Source organism: Salinicoccus halodurans, from assembly GCF_900114445.1.
Classification (GTDB): Bacteria; Bacillota; Bacilli; order Staphylococcales; family Salinicoccaceae; genus Salinicoccus; species Salinicoccus halodurans.
The window spans coordinates 318,521-329,771 of record NZ_FOTB01000003.1; the positions used below are offsets into that span (position 1 = coordinate 318,521).

At 44.7% G+C, this 11,251-nt stretch carries 12 protein-coding genes; 10 read left to right on the plus strand and 2 right to left on the minus strand.

Translation table 11 applies throughout. From position 1 onward, the window contains the following. Positions 1–74: 74 nt before the first annotated feature. On the plus strand, positions 75–1,385 hold the full coding sequence (locus BM271_RS08210; protein ID WP_046789206.1) for a CitMHS family transporter: 1,311 nt from the start codon (positions 75–77) through the stop codon (positions 1,383–1,385). A gap of 64 nt (positions 1,386–1,449) precedes the next feature. Here the strand turns inward: BM271_RS08210 and yyaC are convergent, their stop codons facing one another. Then, on the minus strand, positions 1,450–2,046 hold the full coding sequence (yyaC, locus tag BM271_RS08215) for a spore protease YyaC (protein WP_052749799.1): 597 nt from the start codon (positions 2,044–2,046) through the stop codon (positions 1,450–1,452). 339 nt (positions 2,047–2,385) lie between these two features. Here yyaC and BM271_RS08220 point away from each other — a divergent pair, with 339 nt between their 5' ends. The 9 genes from BM271_RS08220 to BM271_RS08260 all read left to right on the plus strand — a co-directional run bounded on the left by BM271_RS08220 (position 2,386) and on the right by BM271_RS08260 (position 10,758). After that, complete coding sequence (locus tag BM271_RS08220; protein WP_046791387.1) at positions 2,386–2,862, plus strand: cupin domain-containing protein; 477 nt, start codon at positions 2,386–2,388, stop codon at positions 2,860–2,862. Between the two features lie 44 nt (positions 2,863–2,906). Next, complete coding sequence (locus BM271_RS08225; protein ID WP_046791388.1) at positions 2,907–3,368, plus strand: YaiI/YqxD family protein; 462 nt, start codon at positions 2,907–2,909, stop codon at positions 3,366–3,368. A gap of 108 nt (positions 3,369–3,476) precedes the next feature. Then, the gene (locus tag BM271_RS08230; protein WP_046789207.1) at positions 3,477–3,986 is read left to right on the plus strand and encodes a YfiT family bacillithiol transferase; all 510 of its coding nucleotides are present in this window, start codon (positions 3,477–3,479) and stop codon (positions 3,984–3,986) included. A gap of 163 nt (positions 3,987–4,149) precedes the next feature. After that, positions 4,150–5,028 (plus strand): alpha/beta fold hydrolase, encoded by an 879-nt coding sequence (locus tag BM271_RS08235; RefSeq protein WP_234960500.1) that lies wholly within the window; start codon positions 4,150–4,152, stop codon positions 5,026–5,028. Positions 5,029–5,257: 229 nt separating this feature from the next. Beyond that, positions 5,258–5,830 carry a YdhK family protein gene (locus tag BM271_RS08240; RefSeq protein ID WP_046789208.1) on the plus strand — a complete coding sequence of 191 codons (573 nt, stop codon included), beginning with the start codon at positions 5,258–5,260 and terminating at the stop codon, positions 5,828–5,830. 72 nt (positions 5,831–5,902) lie between these two features. After that, positions 5,903–7,966: a heavy metal translocating P-type ATPase gene (locus BM271_RS08245; RefSeq protein ID WP_046789209.1), complete on the plus strand. Its 2,064-nt coding sequence runs from the start codon at positions 5,903–5,905 to the stop codon at positions 7,964–7,966. A 139-nt stretch (positions 7,967–8,105) separates the two neighbouring features. Next, positions 8,106–8,996: a class A beta-lactamase gene (bla, locus tag BM271_RS08250; protein WP_046789210.1), complete on the plus strand. Its 891-nt coding sequence runs from the start codon at positions 8,106–8,108 to the stop codon at positions 8,994–8,996. 92 nt (positions 8,997–9,088) lie between these two features. Next, positions 9,089–9,865, plus strand: coding sequence for a YhfC family intramembrane metalloprotease (locus tag BM271_RS08255; RefSeq protein WP_046789211.1), 777 nt, complete (start codon positions 9,089–9,091; stop codon positions 9,863–9,865). A gap of 47 nt (positions 9,866–9,912) precedes the next feature. Continuing rightward, positions 9,913–10,758 carry a hypothetical protein gene (locus BM271_RS08260; RefSeq protein WP_338054662.1) on the plus strand — a complete coding sequence of 282 codons (846 nt, stop codon included), beginning with the start codon at positions 9,913–9,915 and terminating at the stop codon, positions 10,756–10,758. A gap of 73 nt (positions 10,759–10,831) precedes the next feature. Here BM271_RS08260 and BM271_RS08265 read toward each other — a convergent pair whose 3' ends face one another. Next, a complete protein-coding gene (locus BM271_RS08265) occupies positions 10,832–11,158 on the minus strand; it encodes a four-helix bundle copper-binding protein (RefSeq protein ID WP_074924553.1) in 327 nt (108 codons plus the stop codon). Between the last annotated feature and the right edge of the window lie 93 nt (positions 11,159–11,251).

Genomic DNA, 11,251 nt, shown 5'->3' on the forward strand with positions numbered 1-11,251 from the left:
CGTATATCTATCAATAATTTTACTGAAAATTTCAATTATATTTATGGAAACGATTTCAAAAAGGGGGGCTATTTATTCTTACATTTTTAGGAATATCTATGGTCGTAGTTTTTACTTATCTTATTATGGCAAAAAAATTATCACCGGTTACAGCGCTTGTAATCGTACCTATTGTATTTGGATTGTTGGGAGGCTTCGGACTGGGTCTCGGTCCCATGATGCTGGATGGATTAAAGACGGTGGCTCCGTCAGCGGCGCTGTTGTTATTTGCGATACTGTTCTTCGGAATTCTGATTGACGCCGGCCTGTTTGATCCGCTAATCAATAAGATGCTGAAGATCGTCAAAGGGGACCCCGTGAAAATTGCGATTGGTACAGCGGTCATAGCGATGTGTGTGGCTCTGGATGGCGACGGTACGACAACGCATATGATTACTATTTCCGCAATGCTTGCACTTTATCTCAGAATCGGTATGAAACCGCTTGTACTGGCGACAATATCTTTGCTTTCCGTCAGTATAATGAGCGGTATGACTCCATGGGGAGGACCAGCCACAAGAGCTATTGTTTCGCTAGGCCTCGATGCTAATGAGTTCTTCCTGCCGCTTCTGCCTACAATGCTTTCAGGTATGGCTTGTATTATTTTCATTGCATTTGTCCTGGGAAAAAAGGAAAGAGTAAGACTTGGTATCATTGAAATAGAGATAACTCCAAAGGAAGCAATGGAATTAAATCCAGCGGCGGCGACAGTCGCCGAGACAGCAGACATTAAGCGTCCAAAATTAAGATGGATCAATTTATTGCTGGTCGTCACTATAATGACTGTTTTGGTAACCGGTATTCTGCCGGCACCGATATTATTCTTGATTGGATTTGTGACCGCCGCGATGATCAACTATCCGGATATGCAGCAGCAAAAAGAACGCATCTCTTCACACGCAGGAAATGCGCTGACGGTAGTTGTGCTGGTGTTTGCAGCAGGAATCTTTTCAGGGATATTCTCTGGTACGGGAATGGTGGAAGCTGTATCTAATTCATTAGTAGCCATCATTCCGGAATCAATGGGTTCATTCTATCCGTTAATTGTTGCACTGACCAGCATGCCGCTGACATTTGTGTTATCCAATGATGCTTATTACTTTGGCGTACTGCCGATTTTGGCTGAATCGGGTGCCGCTTACGGGGTCGACCCGCTGCAGGTTGCGAGAGCTTCTGTACTGGGGCAGCCTGTCCATTTTCTCAGCCCGCTCGTCGCATCCACTCTTTTATTAGTAGGGATGGTGAAAACAGAACTTGGAGATCTCCAGCGCTTTGCGATTAAGTGGTGTTTCCTTTGTTCGCTGGTCATTATTGCGGTTGCATTTGTTACAGGGGCAATAAGCTGATCCTGGGTTGAATACTTATAAATAATCAGGGCCGTCTGTTCGCTTAAACAGACGGCCCTGATTTTCAATTTTTCTCTTCTTCAAATACTTCAGTAATCACATCTGTGATTGCATTCGCAAGGTTCATGACGGTGTACAGACGGGTATCATTTAGGAATTGTGATTCCGGCAGAGGATCTACATAATTCACAAATCCCACGAAATGATAGTCACCCACTTCGGGAAGCATTTTCTTTAGTGCCGTTCCGGGTATCAACGGTCCGTTTTTAAACATGATATGCCCCACTTGTTCTCTGCCACCCAGTGAAGCATCAATGCCTATGATAACAGGCTTCCTTTTCTTTTTATCAATTTTCTTCAATATGATGTTCAGGTTAAAGGCATGTACAGGTTCTTCCAATGTTCCGTAGACACTGAGAGGAAGGTTTTTTTCTTCCAGCATTGTACCCACCAGAGGACCGAGAGCATCTCCGACATAACGGTCAGAGCCGATGCATAGAATAACTACATCCTCTTTGGTCACTGACGAAGGCGGGAGACACTCTTTAATTTTACCGGCCAGCAGTTCAATATGCTTTTCTTCTGGCTTCCCATTGGCATCCAGGTAGTATGAAGTTTTCTCTTGTTTCAACTTTTGATCTTTATAGAAAAAAGAACTCATGTATATCATCCTCAGTAAACTTCCGGGAGTCTATATTTCAGAGCACAGATCCGTGTCGTGGACAGGTACCGTCACTCCCAGGAATTATTAATTCCATTATACTAAATAATACTGCAGAATGGCTTTTAAAATCTTAAGTGCATACTTTATTAATAAATGAATGGTTAAGACCCGGCCTTTGTTTCTTCTACAATAGCAGATAGTGGAGGCAAATGAGACAGAATTCATTATTTTGACTATGCTCCGGCGTATTTTTGATTTCAACTGTATTCATGTTTATACTGTAGGAAACTAAACGATACTTTGTATGATGCAATAATAATGGAAAGGATCATCAATATGAAAACAGCAGAAGAGTGGATTGAACAGCTCGATCTTACCCCGCATCCTGAAGGCGGGTATTACCGTGAAGTGGAGCGCAGTGGAAAATCATTTGGACAGACAGATGAAAACCGGCCGCAGTATACAACAATCTATTTCTTGTTGACTTCGGAGAACCCATCGCGTTTCCATCAGCTCACTTCTGATGAAATATGGTTTTTCCATGACGGCAGCCCACTGACTGTGCATACGATTTCTCCTGCAGGGGAATATACTCCTAATAAGCTCGGTTTTGATTCAAAACTGCAGTTTAAAGTTCCTGCCGGAGATATATTCGGTTCTTCTGTCGAAAATGGATATGCGCTTGTAAGCTGCATGGTGGTACCCGGATTTGAATTCTCTGATTTCAAATTATTTACGCAGGATGAACTTTTGAATAGATACCCGGAGCACAGAGATATTATAAAGTTTCTGGCATATGAATCACTGGATTGATCCGGCAGTTCAGATAAAATGATTGAGACAGGGGATATACCATGATGAAAGTGATTGTTGATGCGGATGCATGTCCGGTGAAGGATATAATTATCAGAGAAACGGAGCGTAAATGGATTCCCGTAGTTCTGGTGTCCAGCCTGTCCCACTATTCTGTACAGGATATTCCCGGTCACGTGGAGACGGTGTATGTGGAAGCGGGTCCGGACGCTGCTGACTTTAAAATAGTCCAGCTTGCCGAGCCGGATGACCTCATAGTGACCCAGGATTACGGGCTTGCTTCACTACTGCTGCCCAAAGGGTGTGCTGTCATCCATCACAAAGGCTTTGAGTACAGTGATGAGAACATCAATCATCTGCTCGAAACACGTTACATGGGCAATATGATCCGGAAGAGCGGCGGAAGGACAAAAGGTCCAAAGCCATTCTCGAAAGAAGATCAACATGCCTTTTTGACATTATTCCTCCGCAAGATTGAGATGGGCGGAAGCAAGCGGATAGATTAGGCGGCTCATCTTTTATTCTGTATACAATCTCAAATGTTTTACAGTGGCAGGAATATCAGCTATGTTGAAATTAATGAATATGATCCAATAACGAAAAGGAGAATAAGAATGGATGTAAAGTTCCCTATTGGCAAACTGGATGTACCTGAAAAAGTAACGCTTGAAAATGTTCAGGAATGGTTAAATCAGATTGAAACTTATACAAGCAGGTTGAGAGAAAGTACCGGTTCACTAAGTGATGAAGATTTGAATAAAACATACCGTGAGGGAAGCTGGAATGTCCGTCAGCTTGTCCATCACATTGCAGATTCCCAAGCGAACATGTATCAGCGCCTGAAACTGGCTTTAACAGACAATGGTCCGACAGTGCCCGGTTTCGTTCAGGATGAATGGGCTGTCCTGCCGGACACAGAGCTGCCGGTAGAAAGTTCCATTAAAATGTTGGAAGGCATTAATGAACGCATCGTCGCTTTAGGGAAAAGTTTAACCGAAGATCAATTGGACCGGTATTTTATCCATGAGACGAACGGTAAGATAACAGTTGCCACAAAGGTTGCAAAGTTAGCCTGGCATGAAGAGCATCATCTGGCCCATATAAAGATCGCATTATCGAATTAGTTGAATGAAATGGTGACATGATAAAACCGGCTTCCGTGGAGGAGAGCCGGTTTTATTGTGCGTATTTACATGGACTGTCGAGGGGGGTACTAAGAGTATAGTCTGAGGGGTATGAAGGTTATAAGTAGAACGGCCGTCATAATCAAAAGAAACGGGGGATACAATGCTGAATGATATCGATTTCAAGTATATTAAGACGAACGGCATAGAACTCCACGTGGCAATTTCGGGACCTGAGGATGGTGATCTGGTAATTCTGCTCCATGGTTTTCCTGAATTCTGGTTTAGCTGGAGAAAACAGATCGGGGCTTTGGCTGCCGAAGGCTACAGAGTGGTGGTGCCCGACCAGCGCGGCTACAATAAAAGTTGGAAACCCAGGGGCAGGCGTGCCTTTGAAATCAATCAGCTTCAAAAGGATGTAATCGGACTTATCGGACATTTTGGCCGGGAAGCTGCAGCAATCATCGGCCACGACTGGGGCGGGGCAGTCGCGTGGCATCTGGCGGGTACACATCCTCATATGGTCCGTTGCATGGTCATTATCAACATGCCCCATCCGTCCATCTTTCCAAAAGTTATGTTGAAGAGACCTCTTCAGTGGTTGAGAAGCTCCTATATCCTCTTCTATCAGCTTCCCAAAGTGCCGGAGAAAATTTTGAGCAGCAACTTTCGAATGATGGAAAAAGCGCTGCAGTACACCAGCAGAAGAGGAACATTTACACAGGATGAGCTGACAGCATACCAAAGTTCCTGGGGAGAACCGAAGGCTCTGGAGAGCATGCTGAACTGGTACCGTGCTGTCCCGGCCAGCTGGAAGGAAATCGTGAAAAACATGCGGATCAATGTCCCTTCAAAAATCATCTGGGGAACGGGTGACCAGTTCCTCTCAAAACAATTGGCAGAAGAAAGTCTGAAATTCATAGACAGTGAATCGATCATCTGGGTGGAGGACGCAACGCACTGGGTCCACCAGGAACAGCCGGAGTTCGTGAATGCCCGGCTGATACAGTTTTTGGATCAGACAGGTCCAGATGATGGATGATGTTAAGTATTATACTGGAATTGATGAAATTTTGTTCAGTATGCAGAAAGCGGATGAGTACTCAATATCTCACTAAAGATAATAATAGTACTCAGCCGCTTTTTTATGTCCGCTTTCTTCCGATGCGCTATTAAAGCTTTTCCCTTGTTTATTTATACCCTTGGGGGGTATAATGATTGTGCGTTAACAACAGATTTCTAAATGAAATCCAGTTTTGGAGGTAAATATAATGAAGCACAGAAATTTATTCATGGCTCTTATTGCAGCAATCACCTTTGTTCTTGCTGCATGTGGAATGGACGATGGTACTTCAGAGGAAAGTGCAGGAACTGAGTCGGAAAAAGAGGAAATGTCCCATTCTGAAATGGATCATTCGAGCTCAGGGGAGGTGCCGGAAGATCTTGAAGAAGCGGAAAACCCGAAATATCCAGAAGATAGTCAGGCGGTCATCCAGGCCACACACATGAAGGGCATGGAGGGAGCAACAGCTACTGTTACAGGTGCTTTTGATACAACAGTCTATACTGTAACTTATACTCCGACTACAGGCGGAGAAGAAGTGCAGGATCATAAATGGGTTGTGCATGAAGAGATAGAGGATGCAGGAGAAGAGACTTTTGAGAAAGGTGATGAAGTGGTGCTGAACGCGAATCACATGAAAGGCATGGAAGGAGCGACGGCGACAATTGATTCTGCCAAAGATACAACAGTATATATGGTGAGCTACACAGATACGGAAACCGGTGACGAGGTGGAGCACCATAAATGGGTGACAGAAGAGGAACTGGCACCGGTGGAGTAGAGGAATAACTTTATTTGATTAACCTTCCCTGCACTTCTGCGTTCGAATAAAAGCAAGAAAGGAGGAAGTAATATGACTGATCATCATGAACATCACCATGGCGACAGTACTCACCATGAACATGATACTAATCATCATCATCATGGCGATCATATGGACCACAGTGCCCATGAAGGCCACCATCACGGGGATTTCAAAAAGAAATTTTTCATATCACTTATTTTTGCGGTACCGATCATTTTCCTTTCCCCGATGATGGGCATTGACCTACCATTCCAGTTTACCTTCCCGGGTTCCGACTGGCTGGTACTGGTACTGGCCACAGTGCTTTATTTCTACGGGGGACAGCCGTTTCTGACAGGTGCGAAAGATGAGCTTAAAGCACATAAGCCAGGTATGATGACTCTGGTGGCACTAGGTATCTCGGTTGCCTATTTTTACAGTATTTATGCATTCTATATGAATCATTTTGATTCAGCAGAGGCACATACGATGGATTTCTTCTGGGAACTTGCCACTCTGATCGTCATCATGCTGCTTGGACACTGGATTGAAATGAAAGCAGTGGGGAATGCAGGGGATGCACTGAAAAAAATGGCGGAACTACTTCCAAACACTGCAGTCATCGTCGGTGAAAGTGGAGATACAAAAGAAGTGGAACTTTCAGAAGTGAATGAAGGAGATACAGTCCAGGTCAAGGCTGGGGATAATATTCCAGTAGACGGTGTAATTACATCCGGACGCACTACAGTGGATGAAGCCCTGGTAACGGGTGAATCCAAAAATATTGAGAAGACAGTGGATGATTCAGTGATTGGCGGCTCTGTGAATGGATCGGGTACGATTACTGTAGAAGTCACAGGGACCGGAGAAAGCAGTTACCTGTCCCAGGTAATGGGGCTCGTGGGTGCGGCGCAGAACGACAAGTCGCGTGCAGAACTCCTGTCCAACAGGATTGCCGGCTATTTATTCTATTTTGCACTCATTACTGGTCTGATTGCATTTATAGTATGGCTGATGATTTCAAACAGTATGGACATCGCTCTCGTGAGACTGGTGACGGTCCTGATCATCGCCTGCCCCCATGCTCTCGGACTGGCGATTCCACTTGTCACGGCAAGATCCACCTCCATTGGGGCCAAAAACGGACTGATTGTCAAAAACCGTGAATCATTGGAGACGGCGAGAAAACTGGAGGTTGTCATGATGGATAAGACAGGAACTTTGACTGAAGGAAACTTTGCAGTGAACCACTATGAAAGTTTCACTGATGAATATTCCAATGAAGAAGTGCTTGGATTCATGGCATCCATCGAAAAAAGCTCAAATCATCCATTGGCAGTGGGCATATTGAATAAAGCGGAAGAACAAAGCATTAATATTCCGCATGCTGATGATGTAAATAATATAGCTGGAATCGGTCTGGAAGCGGTCATCGGCGGTCAAAAAATGAAGATTACAAGTGTATCCTACCTTGAGGATAATGAAATCAGCTATGACAAGGAACAGTTTGAGTCGCTTGCCGGCCAGGGGAATTCCATCAGTTTCCTGATTATAGAGGATAAGAACAGCGGCATCATTGCACAGGGTGACCGGATCAAATCGAGTTCCCGACAGATGATCAAAGAATTAACCGCCCGCGGCATCCAGCCGGTCATGCTGACAGGAGACAATAAACAGGTCGCTGAAGCCGTGGCAGATGAACTGGGCATCACAGATGTACACGGTCAGCTGATGCCTGAAGACAAAGAAACGATCATCAAAGAGTATCAGAACGAAGGTAAGACAGTGATGATGGTCGGAGACGGCATCAACGATGCACCGAGTCTGGTACGGGCGGACATAGGTGTGGCAATCGGCGCAGGGACGGATATAGCGGTGGAATCCGGAGACGTCATATTGGTCAAAAGCGAACCGTCCGATATCCTGCAATTCCTCTCACTTTCCGAGAATACCATGAAGAAGACAGTACAGAATCTATGGTGGGGTGCAGGATATAATATTCTTGCAGTCCCGCTGGCAGCAGGTATACTCGCATCCGCCGGCATACTGCTTTCACCGGCTGCGGGTGCTGTATTGATGTCACTCAGTACAATAATCGTGGCTCTCAATGCAATGACACTTAAATTGAACTGATTACAGAAGATTACCGGACCTCATGGTCCGGGTTTTATTTTATTTAAATTTGAAATATTGCTACAATGTCTTCTATCAATTGAATTAAAAAATGAATTACATATTATCGGGATAAACTTATTATGACAGGGGGTTCTTCATGAAAAGGAATACTGTGGTTACAGCTGCTTTCATTCTCGCTGCCATCATGCTGATGGGATGTTCAGACAAGGGAGAGAATAAGGCCGAAGGTCAGGAAACAAAGAAGAATACAGATGATGCAATGGGTCAGATTGAGAAAGAATATGACGCCAATCTTGGTGTATATGCATTGGATACAGGTTCGGGTCAAACTGTGTCCTATAACGCAGACGAACGTTTTGCCTATGCTTCAACACATAAAGCACTCGCAGCCGGTGTATTACTGCAGCAGAATGATATTGAAGAGCTGGGACGGACGGTGGAAATCAGCGAAGCGGATCTGGTAAACTACAATCCGGTCACAGAGGATTATGTCGGTGAAGCAATGACTTTGGAGCAGCTCGCAGAAGCATCGCTGCATTACAGTGACAACACCGCGGGAAATCTGATATTGGAGGAAATAGGCGGTCCGGAAGGTTTTAAGAGAGCGTTGCGCGATATGGGGGATGACGTCACGAATCCTGTAAGGTCAGAGCCGAACCTAAATGAATTTATACCGGATGATCCATCGGATACGAGCACTCCCCGGGCTCTGACATCCAGCCTGAAAAGTCTTACTGTCGGAGATGCCTTACCCGGAGAGAAGCAGAAACTGCTCATAGACTGGCTTAAAGGGAATCAGACGGGAGATACTCTGATACGGGCAGGTCTGCCTGAGAACTGGGAAGTCGGTGACCGGACGGGGGCGGCGACTTACGGCACAAGAAATGCCATCGCAGTTATCCGGCCGCCTGGAGGAGAACCGATTTTCCTTGCGGTCCTTTCCAATAAAGACAAAAAAGATGCGGAATATGATGATGAACTCATTCAAAGGGCAACTGAAGAGACAATTAAAGCTCTTGAGCAATAAGATGAGGAACGACGGGCCTACTTACAGCTAAGTGCGTCCTTCTTATTACTGTTATAATTAGTATAATAATTAAAAAGTGCAGGTGTAGATTTATGATATCAACAACAAGTATCGTTCTCATGGGACTGGCGGGGCTGTTTTCGATATTGCTGCCCTTCCTATTCATAATGGTATTGAGACGTAAGTTTAAAATTCGCTGGATTCCAATTCTTATCGGTGCGGCGACCTTCATTATCTTTGCGATGGTTCTTGAACAGATTTCCCATATTTTGGTCCTGAAGCCGGGAGCAAATGGAGAAATTCATGCGCTGGTTGACTCACCATGGCTGTATGTACTGTATGGTGTACTGGCTGCAGGTATTTTTGAAGAAACGGGCCGGCTTGTGGCCTTTCTGCTGATGAAGAGAAAGCACAGGCAGATAGATTCAGCAGTATCGTATGGTATCGGACACGGTGGTATAGAAGCTGTCATCGTCCTCGGTCTGGGCATGCTGAACACCATCATTTTCAGTTTCATCATCAACAGCGGCAGCAGTATAGTGGATACCCTGCCGGCCGGCACAGTTGAGTCCATTACAGGTACATCAAATATTACATATGCACTCGGTATTGTTGAACGTATCTTTGCGATCGGTGTACATATCGGTCTGTCCGTCATCGTCTTTACTGCGGTAATGAAGGGACGGTGGTGGCTCTTCCCGCTCGCCATCGTGCTTCATGCCCTGACGAATGTGACTGCTGCAATGATGCAGGCGGGCCTCCTTACAAGCATTTGGTTCATGTATGCCGGATTTATTGTCATGACATTGATAACGTTGTGGATTGCCTATAGTATCGGAGTGAAGCAAAAAATTCAGAAGAACCCTTGATGAAATGATACGATTTCAAATCTTTCTCTTTTGAGGAGGATTTTTTTATGCCGTCCTTCAAGGCGGGCGTTAGGCTGGCTCTCTGCAGATTGTCATTCAAACGATTCAAGGGTCAGTACAAAGGGAAGAATATGAATATACAGATTGGAGAAACGGGGAATTTCATGGGAATTTGGTTCAGCTTTTTATTTGTGGTTGGCTTTGTAATCATCCATTTAACATCAAAACAGATGAAGTTTCTCAAAGTGCAGCCCCGGAGCAAATTCCTGTCCTTGGCCGGCGGGATATCAGTGGCGTATGTATTTATGCATCTGCTGCCTGAATTGGAAGAATATCAGAAGGGATTCGAGGAGACTTTTCAGGGGCTGGAGTTCCTTGAAAGTCATATCTACATCATTGCCCTGTTGGGGCTTGTCATTTTCTATGGCCTAGAACAGCTTGCCAAAAATTCGAAAAGGCAGGGTGAGAAAGCCGGTACATATAAAGCGTCATTCAATGTTTTCTGGCTTCATATCGGTTCTTTCGCACTGTATAACGCAATAATTGGATATTTGCTCCTGCGCGGAGAGTATCAATCAGAATTGGGCATGCTGCTGTATTTCATCGCGATGGGCATCCATTTCGTGACGAACGATAAAGGTCTGCGGGCCACCCACAAGGAAGATTATGATCGTTACGGGCGGTGGATACTTACAGTATCGATTACGATTGGATGGATGATTGCCGTCTATACGGAAGTCAATATACTCATCCTTTCAGTGTTATCCGCTTTTTTGGCAGGCGGAGTCATACTGAACGTGATGAAAGAGGAATTGCCTGAAGAGAGAGAAAGCAGTTTCCCGGCGTTTTTCTCAGGAATGTTGGGATATACAATATTATTATTGCTGCTTTAAAAGTTGCAGGACTTGAAAAAGGTGTCCAACGGGATTTTTACCCTGATGAACACCTTTTTTACATAAAAGAAATTTAAGCGGCTTGCTTACACGCTTCGGCACATTTGAAGCAGGCATCGGCACACTTCTGACAATGTTCATGATCATGTTTTTTACACTCGTTTCCGCATGCTTCGCAGATTTTTGCACATACTGCTGCCAGTTCAGAACCGAATGGCGTATTTCTTGATAGTGCATGTTCCAGATAAGAACAGATATCAGCACATTCCCGGTCAAGGCGGATGCACTCTGCCATCATTTTTACATCTTCTTCTTTTAAACAGGCATCATAACAATGGTTGCATGCTTCGGCGCAGTTATGCAGTGTTTGAATCAGATTTTGATGTTGTTCATGAGACATGTTGAATACCTCCAGTATATTTTAAAATCATACGTTTATACGATTCCCGCTTAATCGAACTTCGAAACCAGGCTGTTGCTTTCGATTTTTATT

Excerpts from the sequence above, each read along its gene's own strand:
- yyaC (WP_052749799.1), bottom strand. The coding sequence starts at position 2,046 with ATGAGTTCTTTTTTCTATAAAGATCAAAAGTTGAAACAAGAGAAAACT.
- BM271_RS08220 (WP_046791387.1), top strand. The coding sequence starts at position 2,386 with ATGAAAACAGCAGAAGAGTGGATTGAACAGCTCGATCTTACCCCGCAT.
- BM271_RS08225 (WP_046791388.1), top strand. The coding sequence starts at position 2,907 with ATGAAAGTGATTGTTGATGCGGATGCATGTCCGGTGAAGGATATAATT.
- BM271_RS08230 (WP_046789207.1), top strand. The coding sequence starts at position 3,477 with ATGGATGTAAAGTTCCCTATTGGCAAACTGGATGTACCTGAAAAAGTA.
- BM271_RS08235 (WP_234960500.1), top strand. The coding sequence starts at position 4,150 with ATGCTGAATGATATCGATTTCAAGTATATTAAGACGAACGGCATAGAA.
- BM271_RS08240 (WP_046789208.1), top strand. The coding sequence starts at position 5,258 with ATGAAGCACAGAAATTTATTCATGGCTCTTATTGCAGCAATCACCTTT.
- BM271_RS08245 (WP_046789209.1), top strand. The coding sequence starts at position 5,903 with ATGACTGATCATCATGAACATCACCATGGCGACAGTACTCACCATGAA.
- bla (WP_046789210.1), top strand. The coding sequence starts at position 8,106 with ATGAAAAGGAATACTGTGGTTACAGCTGCTTTCATTCTCGCTGCCATC.
- BM271_RS08255 (WP_046789211.1), top strand. The coding sequence starts at position 9,089 with ATGATATCAACAACAAGTATCGTTCTCATGGGACTGGCGGGGCTGTTT.
- BM271_RS08260 (WP_338054662.1), top strand. The coding sequence starts at position 9,913 with ATGCCGTCCTTCAAGGCGGGCGTTAGGCTGGCTCTCTGCAGATTGTCA.
- BM271_RS08265 (WP_074924553.1), bottom strand. The coding sequence starts at position 11,158 with ATGTCTCATGAACAACATCAAAATCTGATTCAAACACTGCATAACTGC.